This is a genomic window from Pseudomonas sp. S35, assembly GCF_009866765.1.
Taxonomy (GTDB): domain Bacteria; phylum Pseudomonadota; class Gammaproteobacteria; order Pseudomonadales; family Pseudomonadaceae; genus Aquipseudomonas.
Map to the genome: position 1 here is coordinate 5,154,650 of NZ_CP019431.1, position 21,947 is coordinate 5,176,596.

General features: G+C 60.7%; 24 protein-coding genes. 14 read left to right on the top strand and 10 right to left on the bottom strand.

The genetic code is table 11. From position 1 onward, the window contains the following. Positions 1-218: 218 nt before the first annotated feature. Positions 219-1,673: a TrkH family potassium uptake protein gene (locus tag PspS35_RS23140; RefSeq protein ID WP_159936946.1), complete on the top strand. Its 1,455-nt coding sequence runs from the start codon at positions 219-221 to the stop codon at positions 1,671-1,673. On the opposite strand, the gene PspS35_RS23145 is transcribed toward PspS35_RS23140, so the two are convergent. Continuing rightward, entirely contained in the window at positions 1,630-2,688 is a 1,059-nt protein-coding gene (locus PspS35_RS23145; RefSeq protein WP_159936947.1) for an AraC family transcriptional regulator, read from the bottom strand. The genes PspS35_RS23140 and PspS35_RS23145 overlap by 44 nt on opposite strands. Positions 2,689-2,849: 161 nt before the next feature. Between PspS35_RS23145 and PspS35_RS23150 the strand changes: the two genes are divergently transcribed. The 4 genes from PspS35_RS23150 to PspS35_RS23160 all read left to right on the top strand — a co-directional run bounded on the left by PspS35_RS23150 (position 2,850) and on the right by PspS35_RS23160 (position 5,009). Further along, positions 2,850-3,161 (top strand): DUF962 domain-containing protein, encoded by a 312-nt coding sequence (locus tag PspS35_RS23150; RefSeq protein WP_159936948.1) that lies wholly within the window; start codon positions 2,850-2,852, stop codon positions 3,159-3,161. A gap of 160 nt (positions 3,162-3,321) precedes the next feature. After that, positions 3,322-3,450, top strand: coding sequence for a hypothetical protein (locus PspS35_RS30585; protein ID WP_275113834.1), 129 nt, complete (start codon positions 3,322-3,324; stop codon positions 3,448-3,450). Between the two features lie 74 nt (positions 3,451-3,524). Then, the gene (locus tag PspS35_RS23155; RefSeq protein ID WP_159936949.1) at positions 3,525-3,707 is read left to right on the top strand and encodes a hypothetical protein; all 183 of its coding nucleotides are present in this window, start codon (positions 3,525-3,527) and stop codon (positions 3,705-3,707) included. Between the two features lie 105 nt (positions 3,708-3,812). After that, positions 3,813-5,009, top strand: coding sequence for an MFS transporter (locus tag PspS35_RS23160; RefSeq protein WP_159936950.1), 1,197 nt, complete (start codon positions 3,813-3,815; stop codon positions 5,007-5,009). Here the strand turns inward: PspS35_RS23160 and arfB are convergent. Beyond that, positions 5,006-5,419: an alternative ribosome rescue aminoacyl-tRNA hydrolase ArfB gene (gene arfB, locus PspS35_RS23165; protein WP_065908949.1), complete on the bottom strand. Its 414-nt coding sequence runs from the start codon at positions 5,417-5,419 to the stop codon at positions 5,006-5,008. The genes PspS35_RS23160 and arfB overlap by 4 nt on opposite strands. A gap of 70 nt (positions 5,420-5,489) precedes the next feature. Here arfB and PspS35_RS23170 point away from each other — a divergent pair, with 70 nt between their 5' ends. Further along, a complete protein-coding gene (locus PspS35_RS23170; protein WP_065925921.1) occupies positions 5,490-5,864 on the top strand; it encodes a cytochrome c in 375 nt (124 codons plus the stop codon). Positions 5,865-5,929: 65 nt separating this feature from the next. Here PspS35_RS23170 and PspS35_RS23175 read toward each other — a convergent pair whose 3' ends face one another. The 7 genes from PspS35_RS23175 to PspS35_RS23205 all read right to left on the bottom strand — a co-directional run bounded on the left by PspS35_RS23175 (position 5,930) and on the right by PspS35_RS23205 (position 12,811). Beyond that, positions 5,930-7,351 carry an amino acid permease gene (locus PspS35_RS23175; protein WP_159936951.1) on the bottom strand — a complete coding sequence of 474 codons (1,422 nt, stop codon included), beginning with the start codon at positions 7,349-7,351 and terminating at the stop codon, positions 5,930-5,932. A 594-nt stretch (positions 7,352-7,945) separates the two neighbouring features. Continuing rightward, positions 7,946-9,157, bottom strand: coding sequence for a 23S rRNA pseudouridine(2605) synthase RluB (rluB, locus tag PspS35_RS23180; RefSeq protein ID WP_099585462.1), 1,212 nt, complete (start codon positions 9,155-9,157; stop codon positions 7,946-7,948). 144 nt (positions 9,158-9,301) lie between these two features. Then, positions 9,302-9,493 (bottom strand): DUF1289 domain-containing protein, encoded by a 192-nt coding sequence (locus tag PspS35_RS23185; protein WP_159936952.1) that lies wholly within the window; start codon positions 9,491-9,493, stop codon positions 9,302-9,304. A 65-nt stretch (positions 9,494-9,558) separates the two neighbouring features. Continuing rightward, positions 9,559-10,473, bottom strand: a complete 915-nt coding sequence (scpB, locus tag PspS35_RS23190; RefSeq protein ID WP_159936953.1) for an SMC-Scp complex subunit ScpB — start codon at positions 10,471-10,473, stop codon at positions 9,559-9,561. Positions 10,474-10,485: 12 nt separating this feature from the next. Beyond that, positions 10,486-11,184, bottom strand: coding sequence for a ScpA family protein (locus PspS35_RS23195; protein ID WP_174244890.1), 699 nt, complete (start codon positions 11,182-11,184; stop codon positions 10,486-10,488). Between the two features lie 120 nt (positions 11,185-11,304). After that, positions 11,305-11,934, bottom strand: coding sequence for an L-threonylcarbamoyladenylate synthase (locus PspS35_RS23200; RefSeq protein ID WP_015885581.1), 630 nt, complete (start codon positions 11,932-11,934; stop codon positions 11,305-11,307). A gap of 13 nt (positions 11,935-11,947) precedes the next feature. Beyond that, positions 11,948-12,811, bottom strand: a complete 864-nt coding sequence (locus PspS35_RS23205; protein ID WP_159936954.1) for a PHP domain-containing protein — start codon at positions 12,809-12,811, stop codon at positions 11,948-11,950. 87 nt (positions 12,812-12,898) lie between these two features. On the opposite strand from PspS35_RS23205, the gene PspS35_RS23210 reads away from it, so the two are divergent. The 7 genes from PspS35_RS23210 (at position 12,899) to PspS35_RS23240 (ending at position 18,433) form a co-directional block, all read left to right on the top strand. Next, on the top strand, positions 12,899-13,495 hold the full coding sequence (locus PspS35_RS23210; RefSeq protein WP_159936955.1) for a septation protein A: 597 nt from the start codon (positions 12,899-12,901) through the stop codon (positions 13,493-13,495). A 1-nt stretch (position 13,496) separates the two neighbouring features. Next, entirely contained in the window at positions 13,497-13,796 is a 300-nt protein-coding gene (locus PspS35_RS23215; protein WP_159936956.1) for a YciI family protein, read from the top strand. A 105-nt stretch (positions 13,797-13,901) separates the two neighbouring features. Beyond that, positions 13,902-14,309 (top strand): translation initiation factor 2, encoded by a 408-nt coding sequence (locus PspS35_RS23220; RefSeq protein WP_159936957.1) that lies wholly within the window; start codon positions 13,902-13,904, stop codon positions 14,307-14,309. Positions 14,310-14,316: 7 nt separating this feature from the next. After that, positions 14,317-14,994 carry a response regulator transcription factor gene (locus PspS35_RS23225; protein WP_049711772.1) on the top strand — a complete coding sequence of 226 codons (678 nt, stop codon included), beginning with the start codon at positions 14,317-14,319 and terminating at the stop codon, positions 14,992-14,994. A gap of 172 nt (positions 14,995-15,166) precedes the next feature. Further along, a complete protein-coding gene (locus PspS35_RS23230; protein ID WP_122305137.1) occupies positions 15,167-15,631 on the top strand; it encodes an LTXXQ domain protein in 465 nt (154 codons plus the stop codon). 68 nt (positions 15,632-15,699) lie between these two features. Continuing rightward, positions 15,700-17,043 (top strand): HAMP domain-containing sensor histidine kinase, encoded by a 1,344-nt coding sequence (locus PspS35_RS23235; protein ID WP_159936958.1) that lies wholly within the window; start codon positions 15,700-15,702, stop codon positions 17,041-17,043. Between the two features lie 40 nt (positions 17,044-17,083). Further along, on the top strand, positions 17,084-18,433 hold the full coding sequence (locus PspS35_RS23240) for a CoA transferase (protein ID WP_159936959.1): 1,350 nt from the start codon (positions 17,084-17,086) through the stop codon (positions 18,431-18,433). Between the two features lie 187 nt (positions 18,434-18,620). On the opposite strand, the gene arcD (PspS35_RS23245) is transcribed toward PspS35_RS23240, so the two are convergent. After that, positions 18,621-20,048: an arginine-ornithine antiporter gene (arcD, locus tag PspS35_RS23245; RefSeq protein ID WP_159936960.1), complete on the bottom strand. Its 1,428-nt coding sequence runs from the start codon at positions 20,046-20,048 to the stop codon at positions 18,621-18,623. Between the two features lie 447 nt (positions 20,049-20,495). On the opposite strand from arcD (PspS35_RS23245), the gene arcD (PspS35_RS23250) reads away from it, so the two are divergent. Further along, a complete protein-coding gene (gene arcD, locus PspS35_RS23250; RefSeq protein ID WP_159936961.1) occupies positions 20,496-21,923 on the top strand; it encodes an arginine-ornithine antiporter in 1,428 nt (475 codons plus the stop codon). Positions 21,924-21,947: the final 24 nt, after the last annotated feature.

The following is a 21,947-nucleotide window of genomic DNA, read 5'->3' on the forward strand; positions in this document are numbered from 1 at the left end:
ACTTACTGTAGTGAGCGGGCTTGTCGAATCGTCGCACCGCCCGCGCTGGGCTGCGAAGCAGGCCTGATGGATCTGCAGTGAACCCGTCGGGGGACAAGCCCCCTCACCACAGCAAGCCCCCTCCCACATTTGATCCATGTTGTTCCAAAATTCGCCGGTTTACATGCCCTGCACCCCAGGTAGAATGGCGCCTGCCCTCTATCACCCGAGCGAATTTCATGGCGTTGCCGACCCTACGCATCATCGGTTTCATCATCGGCATCTTCCTGATCACCCTCGCGATCGCCATGGTCGTGCCCATGGCCACGCTGGTGATCTTCGAACGCACCAGCGACCTGCCTTCGTTCCTGTGGGCCAGCTTGATTACCTTTATCGCCGGCCTGGCGCTGGTGATTCCCGGTCGCCCCGAACACGTCCACCTGCGTCCCCGGGACATGTACCTGCTGACCGTGACCAGTTGGGTGGTGGTGTGCGTGTTCGCGGCGCTGCCATTCTTGCTCACCCAACACATCAGCTACACCGACTCGTTCTTTGAAAGCATGTCCGGCATCACCGCCACCGGCTCCACGGTATTGAGCGGGCTGGACAACATGTCACCGGGCATTCTGATGTGGCGTTCGCTGCTGCACTGGCTCGGCGGTATCGGTTTTATCGGCATGGCGGTAGCAATCCTGCCGCTGCTGCGCATCGGTGGCATGCGCCTGTTCCAGACCGAGTCCTCGGACCGCTCGGAAAAGGTCATGCCCCGCTCGCACATGGTGGCGCGCCTGATCGTGGCGGCCTATGTGGGCATCACCATCCTTGGCAGCCTGGCGTTCTGGTGGGCCGGCATGGGCCTGTTCGATGCGATCAACCACGCGATGTCGGCCATTTCCACCGGTGGTTTCTCCACCTCCGACGAATCCCTGGCCCACTGGAAGCAACCCGCAGTGCACTGGGTAGCGGTGGTGGTGATGATCCTCGGCAGCCTGCCGTTCACCCTGTATGTCGCCACCTTGCGCGGCAACCGCCGGGCGCTGATCAAGGACCAGCAGGTGCAAGGTCTGCTCGGTTTGCTGGTGGTGACCTGGCTGGTGCTCGGCACCTGGTATTGGTGGACCACCAACCTGCATTGGCTGGATGCCCTGCGTCACGTGGCGTTGAACGTCACATCGGTGGTGACTACTACCGGCTTTGCCCTGGGGGACTACAGTCTGTGGGGCAACTTCTCACTGATGCTGTTTTTCTACCTGGGCTTTATCGGCGGTTGCTCGGGCTCCACCGCCGGTGGGATCAAGATCTTTCGCTTCCAGGTCGCCTATATCCTGCTCAAGGCCAACTTGAACCAACTGATTCACCCGCGCGCGGTGATCAAGCAGAAGTACAACGGCCACCGTCTCGACGAAGAGATCGTGCGCTCGATCCTGACCTTTTCGTTTTTCTTCGCCATTACCATCTGCGCCATCGCCCTGGCTTTGTCGCTGCTGGGCCTGGACTGGATGACTGCACTTACCGGCGCCGCCAGTACCGTGTCCGGCGTCGGCCCGGGGCTGGGGGAAACCATTGGTCCGGCCGGCAATTTCGCCAGTCTGCCGGATGCGGCCAAGTGGATCCTGTCCCTGGGCATGCTGCTGGGCCGATTGGAGATCATTACAGTCTTTGTTCTGTGCATCCCGGCGTTCTGGCGTCACTGATCGTCGACGCGTCCTGCAACCGCGCCCGGTATTCACCGGGTGTGGCATCGAACCAGCGGCGAAACGCACGGAAGAAGTTGCTCGGGTCGGCAAAACCCAACAGATAGGCGATTTCCAGCAGGGTCATGCTCGGCTGGGCCAGGTACTGTTCGGCCAATTCACGGCGGGTGTCGTCGAGCAGGGTCTGGAAACTGGTGCCCTCCTCCTGCAAACGTCGCTGCAGGGTGCGTTGGGACAGGTGCAGGGTCTGGGCCACCACTTCGCGCTTGGGCTCGCCCTGGGGCAGCAACCGGCACAGCACTTGCCGCGCCTTGTGGGTCACACGGCTTTCCGAGAAACGCGCCAGGTATTCACCGGCAAACCGATCGTGCAACAGCGCCATAGCCTCATTGGCCGTGGGCAGCGGCGCATCCATGTCGGCGCGCTCGAAAATCAGTGCGTCATACGACGCGTTGAACTCCAAGGGCGCATGGAAGGCGTTTTTATAGGGCGCCAAGTCAACCGGCTGTTCACCCTGCAACATGACTTTGCGCGGTTGCAAGGTACGCCCGGTCAGCCAACCGCACAGCGCCAGCGCACTGGCCAGCGAGGCTTCGGCGCTTTGCCTGGTGGGCGGTAGATGGTCGCCGTGCACCGTCAGAATCAGCGCATAGCCTTCGGGTAACAATCGGAAACTCAAGTCCGCACTTTCGGCGATGATGCGTTGATAACGCACCAACCGCATAAAGCCTTCCGCCAGGGTGTTGCTGGACATCAAGGCATAACCGGCGACATGAAACGACGCCGGACGCACCACCTTGCCCATGTTCAGGCCAATCGCGGGGTTGCCCGACAGCTCGACCGCGCGCTGCCACAGCCGCGTCATCGAGTCCTGCGGGAAACGTGCATCAGGGTCGTTGAGGGCGGCGTAGTCCAGGCCCAGCTGCTTGAACAGGGCGCGGCAATCCAGGCCATCCATTTCCAGTGCCTTGACTATCCCCATCGCCCAGCTTGCAGAAGTTGTTCGTTCGCTCATGGCGTCTTCTTAATAAAGCAGGCTCAAAACGGCAGCCAGGAAGCCAAGGATACTAAAGTGGCATCTAATGTCACTGGCTGTTACCACTGATCACTCTAGACTCAAATAAGCTCCCCGCCGAACATCTGTTGGGCGGTACAACAACCAAAGGGCCGGTCACCGTGGAAAACGTCAAGCGATTCAATAGCTTCGCCGAGTTTTACCCTTACTACCTGGCCGAACACGCCAACAGTACCTGCCGGCGCCTGCACTTTATCGGCACCACGCTGGTAATCGGGATCCTGGCGTATGCCATCGGCCGTGGCTCTTTGGGCCTGTTGATCGCCTTGCCCATCGCAGGCTACAGCTTTGCCTGGGTAGGCCACTTCTTCTTCGAAAAGAACCGCCCGGCCACCTTTCAGCACCCGTTCTACAGCTTGCTGGGGGATTTTGTGATGTACCGCGACATGATCCTGGGCAAGGTGCCGTTCTAAGCCTGTGACGGTTTGTCACTTGCGTAAAAACCCTGACGCTTTGTACATCCGACGATTTAAAAGTCTTTTTGTCATTTACAGTGCTGTATCCTGCCAAGGCTTTTTGAGAGCGCGGAATCACCTGCGATTGAAAAAACAGACCTTGCGAGGAGCGACGACGATGCACGAGATACCTAATCTCCCCTTCCCAAGCCTGCACGAAACTGAGCAGCCAACACCGCAGCAGGCCAGCGTGAAGCAGCCTGAGGCCAAAGAAGCAAAACCAGTCGACAGCAAAAGTCAGGACTGACGCCGTACCAGACCGTGTGGAAAGCGCAGCTTTGAGCGCTTTCCACACTGCCTGAATCACCCGAGATCCCCGCCATGACCGACACCCTCTCCGACACCCCGGACACCGCCGTGCTCGACGCTGCCTTGCAGATGGTCGAGGTATGGAACCGCCTCAGCGCCGACAAACAAGCCGTTCTGCTCAAGCGCTTCGGTACCCAGGAAAACGCCTTGGCCGCCCTGGTCACCACCCAATTGCTGGCACCTGCCAAAGACTGATGTCTTTTTGATCTGACGTTTTTGCGTTTTACCGCCCTGCGCACGCCAAAGCCCCGGTATCATTAGCAGCCTATCTTTACCTGCTGCGACAGTGGACCTCTCCCCATGCCAGATACCCAGCGCCCCATGGCGGTCACGCTGCAAGTTGTTTCCATCGTGTTGTTCACCTTTATCGGCTACCTGAATATCGGCATTCCCCTGGCCGTGTTGCCGGGCTACGTCCACAGTGAGCTGGGCTATGGCGCAGTGATTGCGGGCCTGGTGATCAGCGTGCAATACCTGGCCACCCTGCTGAGCCGCCCGTACGCGGGCAAAATCATCGATAACCTAGGCAGCAAGCGCGCCGTGCTGATCGGCCTGGCGGGCTGCGGCCTGAGTGGCGTGTTCATGTTGCTTGCCGCGTGGTTTTCCAGCCTGCCGGCCGTCAGCCTGGGCAGCCTGCTCGTCGGTCGATTGGTATTGGGCAGTGCGGAAAGCCTGGTGGGTTCGGGTGCGATCGGCTGGGGCATCGGCCGTGTAGGCGCGGCGAATACGGCAAAGGTCATCTCCTGGAACGGCATTGCCAGCTATGGCGCGCTGGCCGTCGGCGCGCCGTTGGGCGTGGTGTTGGTCAAGCATTTCGGGCTGTGGAGCATGGGCGTCAGCATTATCCTGCTGGCCATCGTCGGCCTGCTGCTGGCCTGGAACAAGGTTGCCGCGCCGATTGTGGCCGGTGTGCGCTTGCCGTTCATGAACGTGCTGGGCCGCGTACTGCCCCACGGCTGCGCGTTGGCCTTGGGTTCTATCGGCTTTGGCACCATCGCCACCTTCATCACCCTGTATTACACCACCCAGCACTGGGATAACGCGGTGTGGGCCCTGAGCCTGTTCGGCGCGAGTTTTATCGGCGCACGCCTGCTGTTTGGCAACTTGATCAACCGCATTGGCGGCTTTCGCGTGGCAATTGCGTGCCTGTCGGTGGAAATCCTCGGCCTGCTGTTGCTGTGGCTGGCGCCCGACGCCAACCTGGCCTTGGCCGGCGCGGCGTTGAGCGGCTTCGGGTTTTCCCTGGTGTTCCCGGCGCTGGGGGTGGAAGCGGTCAACCTGGTGCCTGCGTCCAGCCGGGGTTCGGCGGTGGGTGCCTACTCGCTGTTTATCGACCTGTCCCTGGGCATCACCGGCCCGCTGGCCGGGGCCGTGGCGGCAGGCTTCGGCTTTGCCTCGATCTTCCTGTTCGCCGCCCTCGCCGCGCTCGGTGGCCTGCTGCTGAGCCTGTACCTGTACCGACAGGCGCCCAAGGCCCGTGAGGCGCGCGGCGACTAAAAGTCGACCTTGCCACGCCCGGCCTTGATGCTGCCGCGCTTGGTCTTGGATTCCAGTCGACGTTTTTTCGAACCCAGGGTGGGCTTGGTCGGACGGCGTTTCTTTTCCACCTTGGTGGCACTGAGGATCAACTCCACCAGGCGTTCCAGCGCATCGGCGCGGTTTTGTTCCTGGGTGCGGTATTGCTGGGCCTTGAGGATCAGCACTCCTTCGCTGGTGATCCGACTGTCACGCAGCGCCAGCAAGCGCTCCTTATAGAACTCCGGCAACGACGAGGCCGGAATATCAAAACGCAGGTGCACCGCGCTCGACACCTTGTTGACGTTCTGCCCACCCGCGCCCTGGGCGCGGATGGCGGTCAACTCGATTTCGGCATCGGGCAGGTGCACGTTGTTGGAAATAACCAGCATCACTCAATAAACCCTAGGCAACAGACACGCCCAATCAGGACAACAACCTCGACAACAAGGACGCATGACAATGAAAAGACTATTGATCACTTTGCTCGGCACCTTATCACTCATTCAAACGTCACTGTCCTTTGCAGATAACGCCAATGGCAAAAACCTCTATTCACAGCGCTGCGCCATGTGCCACGGGCCAGACCTCAAGGCAACGGGACCGTTGGCCAGGAAAAGCAACCCGCCTACACCTGACCTGACAACCCCAGCCTTCAAAAAACGGCTGGCGGCTTACCCGGGCGTTATTGTGTCGTCGGTCATACTTCGCCCGAATGGAGACCTGATCCCAAAAACGCTGCGCGAGAATGGAGTAAAGGTCCCGCCGCATGCCTGGAACGTTAAGGACTTTCGCGACTTGAATGAATACATGAGCGGTGTGATTTCAAAAAGTTGACGGCTTCAAAATGCAAAAACCCCGCGCCCTATACAGGATGCGGGGTTTTCCAGGTAGGCGCCTGTTTACTTCAACGCCGCACTCGCGGTGTTCAACGCCGCTTCAGCACTGCGCTTGTTCTTGATCCAATAACACACTGCCATAAACGCCACCCACACCGGGATCGCATACACCGACACCTGAATCCCCGGGATCATCAGCATGATCACCAGGATAAACACTACAAACGCCAGGCACACGAAGTTGCCGTAGGGGTACCACAACGCCTTGAACAGCGGCACCTGGCCGGTGCGGTTCATGTGCTGGCGGAACTTGACGTGGGAAAAACTGATCATCGCCCAGTTGATCACCAGGGTGGCCACCACCAGGGACATCAGCAGTTCAAGGGCATGTTGCGGGATGAAGTAGTTCATCAGTACCGCCACCAGGGTCACGGCCGCCGAGGCAAGGATGGAGCGTACCGGCACCCCACGCTTGTCGATCTTGGCCAAGGCCTTGGGTGCATCGCCCTGCTCGGCCATGCCCAGCAGCATGCGACTGTTGCAGTAGGTGCCGCTGTTGTACACCGACAACGCTGCGGTCAAGACCACGAAGTTGAGGATGTGCGCAGCAGTGTTGCTGCCCAGCATCGAGAACACCTGCACGAACGGGCTGCCGCTGTAGGCATCACCGGACGCGTTGAGCGTGGCCAGCAGGCTGTCCCACGGTGTCAACGACAACAGCACCACCAGGGCACCGATGTAGAAGATCAGGATGCGGTAGATCACCTGGTTGATCGCCTTGGGGATCACGGTGCGAGGCTGGTCGGCTTCTGCGGCGGTGAAGCCGAGCATTTCCAGGCCGCCGAACGAGAACATGATGATTGCCATGGCCATCACCAAGCCGCCCACGCCGTGAGGGAAGAAGCCGCCGTGCTCCCACAGGTTGCTCACCGACGCTTGCGGGCCGCCGCTGCCGCTGACCAGCAGGTAGCTGCCCAACGCGATCATGCCGACGATGGCTACGACCTTGATGATCGCGAACCAGAACTCAGCCTCACCGAAGACTTTGACGTTGGCCAGGTTGATCAGGTTGATCAGCACGAAGAACGCTGCCGCCGAGACCCAGGTCGGGATTTCCGGCCACCAGTAATGCACGTATTTGCCGACGGCCGTCAGCTCGGACATGCCCACCAGGATGTACAGGATCCAGCAGTTCCAACCCGACAGGAAGCCGGCGAAACCGCCCCAGTACTTGTGGGCAAAGTGGCTGAAGGAACCGGCGACCGGCTCTTCGACGATCATTTCGCCCAGTTGGCGCATGATCATGAAGGCGATGAAGCCGCAGATGGCATAGCCCAGGATCATCGACGGGCCGGCCGACTTGAGCACCCCGGCCGAGCCGAGGAACAAGCCGGTGCCGATGGCGCCACCGAGGGCGATCAATTGGATATGCCGATTTTTCAGGCCGCGTTTCAGCTCGCCTGAAGAGGAATGGGGTCCACTCATGAAAAGGGTCTCACGCAAGGTTTGAGGATGTTGAATTGCACGTTGCTGTCTTGAGTCTCGACTCAAGCAGCGCCGCTCAAACCCCAGCGCAGGCACCAGGAATACAGCGTCTTTCTAACGGTCATGCGTCACCTGTTTGTTTTTATCTGTGACGAAATCGAACCCGCCGGGCTCGTGGCCAGGCGGAGTGATCGGGGTGGATACACCCCAAGGTCTTGGCCTTTAGCGTGGTTACGCAAGGGGGTCACAGTAAAACGCGGCGCATTGTACACCGCTCGACCGCTTACGCCCGCACCTGAAAAGTGCATGCGACGATCTGTCAGCAAATCCTTACAGCAGGAGGCAGGCCAATAAACACGCACACCCCACGTAAATTAATCGTTACAGCGCGGAAAAACAGCGTTACAGCTGTCATTGCAAGAGAAACTGGCGGTGGGCCAACGCACCAAGATTTACCTGGCCGGCTCGCTACCTGTAAACCATGTCTGCGGCTTGTGCCGGCACAAGCCCCCTCCCACAATTGATTGCATTGCGAATCCATATCCAAAAAAAAACGCCAACCCGAGGGTTGGCGTTTTTTATACCGCGACTAAATCACTGCGGTTTCTTGCGACCAAAGCCTGGACGCTGACCCGAGCCGGCCGGGGCGCCACGGCGCTTGCCCGACGGCTCGTCGGCGACCAGTTTCGGGCCGGGGCGTTTGTTCGCCGCCGGCTTGGCTGGGCGCTTGGTGCTAGCGTTGTCGGCTGGACGATCCGCTTCACCGCGGTTGCTACGACCACCGGCCGGCGCAGGACGCGGGGTGCGCGGTGCGCGCTCGCCTTCCTGACGCGATGGCGCCGTTGGGCGACGCTCACCTTCGATGTGCGGCTGACGCGAGATACGCCCGCCAGTGGCCGGAGCATCCAGCGCCGGGCGCACGGTGCGCGCCACACGCTCGGTACGGGCCACAGGACGCGACGATTTACGCTGCATACGCTCAAGCTTGTCTTTGCTCTTGGCGTTCATCTGCGGCATGGCGACTGGCGTCAGGCCGACTTCGGCGCTGAGGATGTCGACTTCGTACTGGCTCATTTCGCGCCAGCGGCCCATCGGCAGGTCGGAGTTCAGGAACACCGGGCCGAAACGCACGCGCTTCAGGCGGCTGACCACCAGGCCCTGGGATTCCCACAGGCGACGTACTTCGCGGTTACGACCTTCCATCACCACGCAGTGGTACCAGTGGTTGAAACCTTCGCCACCTGGCGCCTGCTTGATGTCGGTGAACTTGGCCGGGCCGTCTTCGAGGACTACGCCAGCTTTCAAGCGCTCGATCATCTCGTCATCGACTTCGCCACGCACACGCACGGCGTATTCGCGGTCCATTTCGTAGGACGGGTGCATCAGGCGGTTGGCCAGCTCACCGTCGGTGGTGAACATCAGCAAACCGGTGGTGTTGATGTCGAGGCGACCGATGTTGATCCAGCGGCCTTCTTTTGGCTTGGGCATCTTGTCGAACACGGTCGGACGGCCTTCCGGGTCGTCACGGGTGCAGATCTCGCCATCGGGCTTGTTGTACATGATCACGCGGCGCACCGATTCGGCGGCCTCTTCACGCTTGATGACCTTGCCATCAATGGTGATTGCATCGTGCAGGTCGACGCGCTGGCCGAGGGTAGCCTCGACGCCGTTGACCTTGATGCGCTTCTGCGTGATCCAGGCTTCGACGTCGCGGCGCGAGCCCACGCCGATACGCGCCAGCACCTTTTGCAGTTTTTCACCTGCTGGGCCGATTTCCTGGCTGTCGTTCTGGTCTTTGTCGTTCATCTTAAGCACCTCCCGGTGGGTCGATTCAGGCGTGGCCTGAAGAGTGTTGAAAGCGGGGCTTTGGCCGAATAGGTCGGCAAAGGGTCGCGAATCATACGCGTATGGCGCGCGTTGCGCATCAGAGACTAGTCGATAAGGCCCAAGTCATTTGCTTTTCCGCCGACCGGTGGCACCCAGGGCCAACAGACGCAGTTCGGCTTCGGCCAGGACACTGCGCTTGTCGACTTTGTCGAGTTTCTTCCAGGCGCGGATTTCACGCTTGCTGCGGCCGCAACCGACGCAGATGTCGTCGGTGAACTTGCAGATGCTGATGCAAGGGTCTTTGGTAGAACTCATGCTTTCTCCCAGACAGTAGAGATCAAATGTGGGAGTGGGCTTGCCCCCTCCCACATTTGCCCTCATCAGTCTTCGAATTCGCGACGTTCGGCCTCAATGGCTTCGGCCAACGCGCGGGCTTCGTCTTCTTCATCGCTTAACGGCGGCTGTTCGAGCGCGGCGACGGCGGCCAGGAGTTTTTCCCGGGCTTCGGCCACCCCAAGGATGTCTTCCTCTGGCTCTGGCTCTGGTTCAGGCTGGGCTTCGGCCTCAGGCTCGGCCGCACCATCACGCAACAAATCGTCAAAGTCGGTCTTGATCCCCTGTTCCATGTCGTCCAGTTCCAGCAACAACGTATGGAAACTGGTTTCGTCCTTGGGCTCTTCTGGCTCGGCGCTGGCGTCGGCCAGTTCTTGCAGGCTGGCGGGCACCGGGGCGTCGTCGAAGTCCAGCACCGGCTCGGCCTCCATCTCGCGCAATTCGGCGAGCGGCGGCAGGTCGTCGAGGTTTTTCAGGTTGAAGTGGTCGAGAAACACTTTGGTGGTGGCGAACATTGCCGGTTTACCCGGCACGTCGCGGTAGCCGACGATGCGGATCCACTCACGCTCCAACAGCGTCTTGACGATATGGCTGTTGACCGCCACGCCCCGCACATCCTCGATTTCGCCCCGGGTGATTGGTTGGCGATAGGCGATCAGCGCCATGGTTTCGAGCATCGCCCGTGAATAACGCTGCGGGCGTTCTTCCCACAAGCGGCCGACCCACGGGGAAAACTTCTCACGGATTTGCAGGCGATAACCCGACGCCACTTCGCGCAGTTCAAAGGCGCGGCCGTCGCAGGATTTGCGCAAGATCTCCAGCGCCTTCTTGAACACCGGCGGCTCCGGGCGTTCGGCCTCTTCAAAGAGTTCGAACAGCCGCTCCAGGGATTGCGGCTTGCCCGAGGCCAGGAGAAAGGCCTCCAGCAACGGAGCGAGTTCGCGGGGTTCAGTCAGATTCATCGTTTCAGCTCTTTATTCGGCTCGCGCCCGCACGTGGATAGCCGCAAAAGGCTCATTCTGGACCAACTCGACCAGGGACTCCTTGACCAACTCAAGGACCGCCATAAAGGTCACCACCACCCCCAGGCGCCCTTCTTCTTTGGTGAACAACTCGACGAAGGGCACAAACCCGCCGCCCTTGAGGCGTTCCAGCACATCACTCATGCGCTCGCGAGTGGACAGGGCCTCGCGGCTGACCTGGTGGTGTTCAAACATATCGCCACGGCGCAGCACCTCGGCCATGGACATCAGCAATTCTTCCAGGCTCACATCCGGCAACAATTTGCGCGCACGGGCTTCGGGAGCATCCAGCTTGGGCACCACCACGTCGCGGCCCACGCGACTCAAACCATCGATGCCTTCGGCGGCGGCCTTGAAACGTTCGTACTCTTGCAGGCGGCGGATCAGTTCGGCACGCGGGTCGTCTTCTTCGGCTTCGACCGTCTCCGAACGCGGCAGCAGCATGCGCGACTTGATCTCGGCGAGCATGGCGGCCATCACCAGGTACTCGGCGGCCAGTTCCAGGCGCACCGACTGCATCAACTCGACATAGCCCATGTACTGGCGGGTAATTTCCGCCACCGGGATGTCGAGGATGTTGATGTTCTGTTTGCGGATCAGGTAAAGCAGCAAGTCCAGCGGGCCTTCGAAGGCATCAAGGAAGACCTCCAGGGCGTCCGGTGGAATGTACAAATCCAGGGGCATTTCCAGCACAGCCTGGCCGTACACCATGGCAAACGGCAGTTCCTGCTGGGCGCCTGCCTGAGGGTCGACGGTTTCCACTGACGACATTCAGGCCTCGACCATAAACGGCGCTGGATCGCCGCAACCGACACGGATGACTTCGGGTTCGCCGTCGGCCAGGTTGATCACGGTGGAGGCTTTGCCGCCGCCGAAGCCGCCGTCGATGATCAGGTCCACCTGCTTCTCAAGCAGTTGGCGCATTTCGTATGGGTCTTCCAGGGGTTCGGTGTCGCCGGGCATGATCAACGACACGCTCATCAACGGCTCACCCAACTCAGCCAGCAACGCCAGGGCAATCGGGTGCTCCGGCACACGCAGGCCGATGGTGCGCTTCTTAGGGTGCAGCAGCAGGCGCGGGACTTCGCGGGTGGCGTTGAGAATAAAGGTGTAGGGCCCAGGCGTGTGGGCCTTGAGCAAGCGGAATGTGCCAGTGTCGACCTTGGCGAACAGCCCCAGTTGGGACAGATCGCTGCAGATCAACGCAAAGTTGTGCTTGTCGTCCAGTTGACGCAGGCGCCGCACACGTTCGACCGCGCCCTTGTCGCCGATCTGGCAACCGATGGCGTAGGACGAGTCCGTTGGGTAGATCACTACGCCGCCGGCGCGAATGATCTCTACGGCCTGTTTAATCAGGCGCGCCTGGGGGTTTTCCGGATGAATCTGGAAGAATTGACTCACGGGTTCTACCTGTTCAGACGGTGGCAATAATGGGGTCATGCTTGAATCGCCCCCACAAAAGCGGCAAATCTTCCGGGATCGCGCGGTACTCGCCGATCTCGGACCAGCCGCCTGGGCCATGAAAGTCACTGCCGGCACTGACCAGCAGACCAAATTCGCGGGCAAGAATCGCCAGGCTGCCGACCTGTTCGGCGGGTTGATGCCCGTTGACCACTTCAATCGCGTGGCCACCCGCTCCAATATAGTCGCTGATCAGCTTGCGGCGCTTGCTGCGGGTGAAATCGTAATGCCAGGGATGCGCCAGGCTGACCCACGCCCCGGCGGCCCGCAGGGTCTGGACGGTGTCTTCCAGGGTCGGCCAGTGTTGCTTCACATCGCCCAGCTTGCCGGCACCCAGCCATTTGCGAAACGCCTCGGCGCGGTCTTTGACAAACCCTTCACGCACCATCCAGTCGGCAAAGTGCGGACGGGCCGGTGCATTGCCGCTGTCACCCAGCTCTTGCTGGATCGCGCGGGCGCCGTCAAGGGCATTGGGCATGCCTTTGAGGGCCAGCTTGCGGCTGATTTCTTCGGACCGCAGCCAGCGACCGTCGTGCAAAGCGGCGATGGCCTGCACCAGCGGCGGGGCATTTTGGTCGAAACCGTAGCCGAGTACATGAATGGTGGCGCCGCCCCAGGTGCAGGACAATTCCACACCGTTGACCAGCTGCATGCCCAGGGCGTGGGCCGCCGTACGCGCCTCATCGAGACCTTCGAGGGTGTCGTGATCGGTCAACGCCAGGACTTGCACGCCCTTTTCAAACGCACGCGCAACCAGTACCGCAGGCGCCAGGGCGCCATCGGAGGCCGTGCTGTGGCAGTGCAAATCAACATTCACGGGGGTATGTAACCTCAAGTCAGGTGGCGCTTTCGCAACCAAGGATGTTTGTTATTATGCCGCCACATCCAGCTTCTGGCTCTTACTGTGAAACAATTCATCGACTTCATCCCGCTGTTGCTGTTTTTCATCGTTTACAAACTGGACCCTCGGGTCATCGATCTGGCCGGCCATGAACTGACAGTCGGGGGCATCTACAGCGCCACCGCCGTGCTGATCATCAGTTCCCTGGTCGTCTACGGCGCCCTCTTCATCTCGCAGCGCAAACTGGAAAAAAGCCAATGGCTGACGCTGGTCGCGTGCCTGGTCTTCGGCAGCCTGACCCTGGCCTTCCACAGCGAAACCTTCCTTAAATGGAAAGCTCCGGTGGTGAACTGGCTGTTCGCCCTGGCGTTCATCGGCAGCCACTTCATCGGTGACCGCCTGCTGATCAAGCGGATCATGGGCCACGCGCTGACTCTGCCGGAGCCAGTGTGGACGCGGCTGAACGTGGCCTGGATCGTGTTTTTCATCTTCTGTGGCGCCGCCAACCTGTTCGTCGCATTCACCTTCCAGGAATACTGGGTCGATTTCAAAGTGTTCGGCAGCCTGGGCATGACCGTGTTGTTCCTGGTCGGCCAGGGCATTTACTTGTCGCGCCACTTGCATGATGCCGAGCCCACCACGCCGAAAACCGAGGACTGACATGCTCTACGCAATCATTGCCACCGACGTTGCCAATTCGCTGGAAAAACGCCTTTGCGTACGCCCGGCCCATGTGGAGCGCCTGAAAGTGCTGCAAGCCGAAGGGCGCATGATCCTGGCCGGCCCGCACCCGGCCGTGGACAGCAACGACCCGGGCGATGCCGGTTTCACCGGTAGCCTGATCGTCGCCGAGTTTGCCTCCTTGGCTGATGCCCAGGCCTGGGCCAAGGCCGATCCTTATGTCGCAGCCGGCGTTTACGCCGATGTCGTGATCAAGCCGTTCAAGCAAGTCCTGCCTTGACCCGGTTGCGCCGAACCTATTGGGTTCGGCGCACTCCTAATTGCTCATTATTCTCGGTAACCTGCCGACAACGTTCTGAATATTCGTGTGGAATCAGGAGTTCCGATGCGCTTACGTCAGTTGTGTCTGTTGGCAGTGTTAACGATCGGGGCTACGGCCCACGCTGAAGAAACCTCAAACACCGGCAGCTCCACGCCGCTGTCCTTGAGTGCTGGCAGCCAGATCACCGAGCTGCAGCAACGTTTGAAAGAAAGCGAACGCCAGCGTGAAGAACTGAGCAAGCAACTGCAAAGCGCGGATGCGACCCGCGAAAGCGCTCAACTGAGCCGCCTTCGCCAAGAGAACCAACGGCTGGCCCAGCAACTCAAAGATTCACAGGGCGGCGCCTTGACCCGTTGGCTGACCGAACAACAGCAGTGGTTTGTCACGGGCGGGGCCGTCGCGCTGATCGCCTTGCTGTGCGGGATCTTCGCCAGCGGTGGGCACCGTCGCCGTCGACAATGGCTAAATTGAGTAAGTCATGAGCGAGCTGTTACTGATAGATGATGACCAGGAGCTCTGCGAGCTGCTGACCAGTTGGTTGAGCCAGGAAGGCTTCCAGGTGCGTGCCTGCCACGATGGCTTGAGCGCGCGCAAGGCCTTGGCTGACAGTGCGCCGGCTGCGGTGGTGCTCGATGTGATGCTGCCCGACGGCAGCGGCCTGGAGCTGCTCAAGCAATTGCGCAACGACCACCCCGAATTGCCGGTGCTGATGCTCTCGGCCCGGGGCGAACCGCTGGACCGTATCCTCGGCCTGGAACTGGGCGCCGACGATTACCTGGCCAAGCCCTGCGACCCGCGCGAACTCACCGCCCGCCTGCGCGCCGTATTACGCCGCAGCCACCCGGCGGCCGTGTCCAGCCAGCTTGAGCTGGGCGACCTGTGCTTCAGCCCGGTGCGTGGCGTGGTCAGCATCGACGAACAGGAATTTACCCTCACCGTCTCCGAAAGCCGCCTGCTGGAAGCCTTGCTGCGCCAGCCCGGCGAGCCGCTGGACAAGCAGGAGCTGGCGCAGATCGCCCTGGGCCGCAAGCTGACCCTGTACGACCGCAGCCTGGACATGCACGTGAGCAACCTGCGCAAAAAGATCGGCCCGCACCCGGATGGCCGGCCACGGATCGTGGCATTGCGCAGCCGCGGCTACTATTACAGCCTTTGAAGCAGCTGCAAGCAGCAAGTCAGAAGCGCTTGAACTTGCAGCTTGCAGCTGAAAACCTGCAACTGCGGCCCTCCCCCTTACCAAACCTTTACGCTCCCCTGACCGCCGCTGACCTTGATCTGAGTAATCTACTCACATCCGGACTCACCGGAATAGAGACAGGAGAATCACCATGCGCAAGACCCTTATCGCTTTGATGTTCGCCGCCGCCCTGCCGACCGTTGCCATGGCTGCCATGCCCGAAGGCCCAGGCCCGATGGGCGGCCCAGAAGGCCACATGATGGGTGGCCCGGGCCACGGCGGTGAACACGGTCCGCGTGGCAAAGGCGGCCCCTTCAGCCAACTGGACCTGAGCAAGGAGCAGCGCCAGCAGATCGGCAAGCTGATGGGCGACCAATGGCACGCTCGCAAAGACCTGACCAAAAAGTACCTGGACAAACTGCCGGCCGCTGACCAGAAGGCCATGCAGGATGAAATCGCCGCCGGCAAGCAGAAAACCCAGGCCGATATCCGTGCCGTGCTCAAGCCGGACCAGCAGAAGCAGTTCGACGAGATCGTCAAGAAGCAGGAACAGCGCCGTGCCGAGTGGAAGGAATTCCAGGCCTGGAAAGCGCAACAGCCGCAAAAAGCGCAATAATGCCCTCGCGTTAATGCTCCCAGCCCAGTGGCCCCCGCCACTGGGCTTTTCCTGTTTGAGGGTTTCCTGTGCGTTCATTGTTCTGGCGCATCCTGGCCAGCTTCTGGCTGGCCATCGCCTTGGTTGCCGGGCTGTCGATCCTGCTTGGGCACATGCTCAACCAAGATGCCTGGATTCTCAGCCGTCACCCTGGCCTCAACAACCTGGCGCAAGAGTGGACCCAACTCTACGAAGCCCAGGGCGAGGACGCCGCCCAGGACTTGCTGCAACAGCGCAAGCGCCAGTACCACATTGATGTGCAAGTGCTGAACGAAAGCGGCGAGCCGGTGGTACGCGGCACCTTCCCGCGCCGTGCTGCTGCCTTTGAAGCCCGCCAGAACGACAGCAAGGAAGGCCACCTGCCCTGGCGCCGCCTGACCGCCGAATACACCAGCGAGAAGACCGGCGACACGTACCTGCTGATCTACCGTATCCCGCACCCGGAACTCGACCAATGGCACCGCAGCAGCCTGACGTGGCCATTGAGCGCATTGGCCATTGCCCTGGTGGTGTTGACCCTGTTCAGCCTGTTCGTCACCTTGTCCATCACGCGCCCGTTGAGCCGCCTGCGCGGTGCCGTGCATGACCTCGGCCAGGCCACCTACCAGCAGAACAGCCTGGCGCGTCTGGCCAATCGCCGCGATGAGTTCGGCGTGCTCGCCACCGACTTCAACCGCATGGGCGCGCGCCTGCAAAGCCTGATCAGCAGCCAGCGCCAGTTGCTGCGCGACGTGTCCCACGAGCTGCGCTCGCCCCTGGCCCGCCTGCGCATTGCGCTGGCCCTGGCCGAACGCGCCAGCCCCGAAGAGCGGGAAAAACTCTGGCCACGCCTGACCCGCGAGTGCGATCGCCTGGAAGCCCTGATCAGCGAAATCCTGGTGCTGGCCCGTGTCGATGCCGACAACGCCAGCGCCGAAAACGTCGAACTCACGCCCCTGCTCAAGACGCTGCAAAAGGACGCCCAGCTCAGCGCGCCAGAACAAGTGGTGCAACTGAGCGCCGACAACGACCTGCACCTCAAAGGCTGGCCGACCATGATCGAACGGGCGGTAGATAACCTGCTGCGCAATGCCCAGCGCTTTAACCCGAAGGGGCAGCCGATCGAGCTGCACGCCCGACGCCAGGGCGAGCATATTGTGATCAGCGTGCGCGACCACGGCCCCGGCGTTGAAGCCGATCACCTCAGCCAATTGGGCGAGCCGTTCTACCGCGCCCCCGGCCAGACCGCCCAGGGCCACGGCCTGGGCCTGGCGATTGCACGGCGTGCAGCCGAGCGCCACGGCGGCAGCCTGCGCCTGGCCAATCACCCCGATGGCGGTTTTATCGCCAGCATCGACCTGCCGCTGGAACCTGGAGTTGTCACACCCGCGTGATGATCTTCTATAGTGGCCCTTCTCTTACGGAGGGCCTTTGATGACTGACCTGCTGACTCCCATCCAAGCAGCACTCGACCTACCCCACACCCCGCTGACCCTGACCGAGGCCGGCGCCCTGCCCTCGACCTTCGCCGTCACCGAACTGGCCAGCGCCAGCATCGGCGCCGCCGGCCAAGCGCTCGCTCAGTTGATCCAGCAACAGACCGGGCGCTTGCCCAGCGTGAGTGTGGACCGACGCCTCGCCTCGTTTTGGTTCTCGTCCTCGATTCGCCCGGTGGGTTGGCAAGTGCCACCACTGTGGGACCCGGTGGCCGGCGACTACGCCAGTGCCGACGGCTGGATCCGCCTGCACACCAATGCGCCCCATCACCGTGCCGCTGCCGAACAGGTATTGGGCAGTGTCGTAGATCGCGCCGAGATGGCAGCCAATGTCGCAACGTGGAATGGCGCAGAGCTGGAACAAGCGATTGTCGACGCTGGCGGTTGCGCGGCGCAGATGCGCACATGGCAAGCCTGGCAAACCCATCCGCAAGGGCTGGCGGTGAATGCACAAGCGCTGATACAGCGCCAGACCTTCGAAACCACCCGTGATACGCCGTGGCTCGGCTCGGTCGCCCGCCCGTTGGCCGGCATCAAGGTGCTCGACCTGACCCGCGTACTGGCCGGCCCCGTAGCCAGCCGCTTTCTGGCGGGCTTGGGCGCGAACGTGCTGCGCATCGATTCGCCCACCTGGAGCGAGCCCGGCGTGGTGCCAGAAATGACCCTGGGCAAACGTTGCGCCCGACTGGACGTCAAACACCCCGCAGACCGCCAGGTGTTCGAAAGCCTGCTCAAGGACGCCGACATCCTGTTCCACGGGTACCGCGCCGATGCCCTTGAACACCTGGGCTACACCCCAAGCGCACTGCAGAGCCTCGCCCCCGGCCTGATCGACGTCAGCCTCAACGCCTACGGCTGGAGCGGCCCGTGGCGCAACCGCCGGGGTTTCGACAGCTTGGTGCAGATGAGCAGCGGCATTGCCGACGCGGGTATGGCCTGGAAACAATCGGATAAACCAGTGCCGCTGCCGTTGCAGGCCCTGGACCACGCCACCGGGTATTTGATGGCGGCCAGCGCGATCCGGGCATTAAGCGAGCGCTTGGAATCCGGGCGTGGTGGGTCGGCGCGGTTGTCATTGGCGCGTACGGCGAAGTTGTTGGTGGAGGCGGGGCACGTGCCGGAGCAGCCGGCGTTGCGGGCTGAAGAACCGAGTGATCAAGGCTTGGTAGTGGAACAGACCGCCTGGGGCCAGGCCCATCGGTTGCTGCCCCCGCTGACCATCAGTGGTACGCCATTGCAATGGGATTTGCCGGCAGGGGAATTAGGCTCGCACCGAGCACAGTGGTGATCTGGCTGCCGCTATCGGGGCATAGGTATCTACACAACTCTTAAAGGCTGACACATAACTCTGTGGTGAGCGGGCTTGCCCCGCTCACCACAGAAGCCTGATTGCCATAGATTCCGTATTCACTGGAAGTTGTGTAGATACCCATGGCTATCGGGGGCAAGCCCCCGATGAGGCCGGTACAGCCAATTCATAACGATAAAAACCCACTGTACAACCCATACGCCGCCAACCCCGCCCCCGCAATCACGCAGCTGAAAATGCCCTTCTCAACATGGCTGAACAACGGCTGCCCCTGCTCACGCTTGGCCTGGGCAAACAGAATCACGCCCGGCGCGTACAACAGCGCCGACAGCAACAGGTACTTCAACCCCCCGGCGTACAGCAGCCATACCGCATACCCCAAGGCAATCAAGCCCACCAGCAAGTCCTTCATGCGCCGGCCTGGGAGGCCTTCATAGGTTTCGCCGCGTGCGCTCAGCAACACTGCATAGGCTGCCGACCACAGGTAAGGCACCAGGATCATCGACGAGGCCAGGTAAATCAGCGTGGTGTAAGTGCTGTGGGAAAACAGCGTGATGACCAAGAAGGCCTGGATCATCACATTGGTCAGCCACAGGGCATTGACCGGCACCTGGTTGGCGTTTTCTTTTTTCAGGAACGCCGGCATGGTGTGGTCATGGGCGGTGGCGTAGAGGATTTCCGCGCAGAGCAACGCCCAGGACAACAACGCCCCCAACAGCGATACCGCAAGGCCGAGGCTGATCAACATCGCACCCCAGGGGCCGACGATATGCTCCAGCACTCCCGCCAGCGAAGGGTTTTGCAGGCCGGCCAGTTCCGGCTGGCTCATGATCCCCAGGGACAACACATTCACCAGCACCAACAGCGCCAGCACGCCAAGAAAACCAATGACCGTGGCCCGGCCGACGTCCGAACGCTTCTCGGCCCGCGCCGAATAGACGCTTGCGCCTTCGATGCCGATAAACACAAACACCGTGACCAGCATCATATTGCGCACCTGGTCCACCACGCTGCCGAGCTGCGGGTTACCCAGGCCCCAGATATCGCGGGTGAAGATATCGGCCTTGAACGCTAGCGCCGCGATCACGATAAACATCAGCAACGGCACGATCTTCGCCACGGTGGTGACCTGGTTGATGAACGCCGCCTCCTTGATCCCGCGCATCACCAGGAAATGCACGGCCCATAGCAGCAGCGACGCGCAGCCGATAGCCACGGGTGTATTGCCCTGGCCAAACACCGGAAAAAAGTAGCCCAGGGTGCTGAACAGCAACACGAAGTAGCCGACGTTGCCCATCCACGCACTGATCCAATACCCCCAGGCCGAGGAAAACCCCATGTAATCGCCAAAACCGGCCTTGGCGTAGGCATACACCCCGGAATCCAACTCGGGTTTGCGATTGGCCAGGGTCTGGAACACAAAGGCCAAAGTAAGCATGCCGACGGCCGTGATCGCCCAGCCAATCAACACCGCACCCACTTCGGCGCGGGCAGCCATGTTTTGCGGCAGCGAGAAGATCCCGCCACCAATCATCGAGCCCACCACCAAGGCAATCAGGGCGCTGAGTCGAAGTTTCTGGGCCGGCTGGGACATGGACACTCCTGGATACATAATCTTTTGAGCTGACAACCGTGCACTCAACTAATTAACTCAGCGAGTGTAGCGTTTATTAGAGACGGCGATAAAACCAACGCACTCAGAACCTAATGGCAGGTCAATTCAACGCTATTTAGGCTTATTTAGATTTTAAATACCGCATCACCTTTAACCTTTATAGCGAATAGGTCAAACATCGTTAAAAAGTTTGCACATCCGGAAAAACGTTCTAGCTTCAAACGTCCATGACCCTGGCCAAGTAATTAATCCTAATGGCGTAACCGCTCTACATAGAGCGTTTCCGAGGTTTCATATCGCCCACGATTTTCCATCCTAAGTCATTAATTCACAATGGAATGTGCCAATGAAGTGATCTGAGTCAGCTGTTTGATTAGCGCACGGAATTATTCTGTGGTCTCTCTTCTCCTGCATTGGAGTTATGCGATGTCTGAAGCTCCCGGAAAACTTCGATTAGGCGCGTTGGTTGCACTTGTCGTCGGCTCGATGATTGGTGGCGGGATCTTCTCGCTGCCGCAAAACATGGCCGCCAGTGCCGATGTCGGCGCGGTATTGATTGGTTGGGTGATTACCGCCATCGGCATGTTGACCCTCGCGTTCGTGTTCCAGACCCTGGCCAACCGCAAGCCCGACCTCGATGGCGGCGTGTATGCCTACGCCAAGGCCGGTTTCGGCGACTACATGGGTTTCTCGTCTGCCTGGGGTTACTGGATCAGCGCGTGGCTGGGCAACGTCGGCTACTTCGTGTTGCTGTTCAGCACCCTCGGTTACTTCTTCCCGATTTTCGGCGAGGGCAACACACCAGCGGCGGTGATTGGCGCGTCGGTGTTGCTGTGGGCCGTGCATTTTTTGGTGCTGCGTGGGATCAAGGAAGCGGCGTTCATCAACCTGGTGACCACCGTTGCCAAGGTCGTGCCGCTGGTGCTGTTTGTGTTGATCGCGCTGTTCGCGTTCAAGCTTCAGATCTTCACCGCTGACATCTGGGGCGTGAAAAACCCTGAACTGGGCAGTGTGATGAACCAGGTGCGCAACATGATGCTGGTCACCGTATGGGTGTTCATCGGCATCGAAGGCGCGAGCATCTTCTCGTCCCGTGCGGAAAAACGCTCCGACGTGGGCAAGGCCACCGTGATCGGCTTTATCACCGTGCTGCTGTTTTTGATGCTGGTGAACGTGCTGTCCCTGGGGATCATGACCCAGCCCGAGTTGGCCAAGTTGCAGAACCCGTCGATGGCCGCCGTGCTGGAGCATGTGGTGGGCCACTGGGGCGCGGTGTTGATCAGCGTCGGCTTGATCATCTCGCTGCTGGGAGCGCTGCTGTCGTGGGTGCTGCTGTGTGCGGAGATCATGTTCGCCGCCGCCAAGGACCACACCATGCCGGAGTTCCTGCGTAAGGAAAACGCCAACCATGTGCCGGTCAATGCGCTGTGGCTGACCAACGCGATGGTTCAGGTGTTCCTGGTGATCACGCTGTTTTCCGCCAGCACTTACCTGTCGCTGATCTACCTCGCCACCTCGATGATCCTGGTGCCTTACCTGTGGTCGGCGGCCTACGCGCTGTTGCTGGCAGTGCGCGGCGAGACCTACGAAAACGCCCTTAAAGAGCGCAAGAAAGACCTGTTCATCGGCGCCGTCGCGCTGATCTATGCGGTGTGGCTGCTCTATGCCGGCGGCACCAAATACCTGCTGCTCTCCGCCCTGCTCTACGCCCCCGGCGCGATCCTGTTCGCCAAGGCCAAGCGTGAACTGGGCAAACCGATTTTCACCAACGTCGAGAAGCTGATTTTCGCCGCAGTCGTGATTGGCGCCCTGGTGGCTGCCTATGGCCTCTACGACGGCTTCCTGACTCTGTAACTGTTCACCCTTGGAGGATCTGTA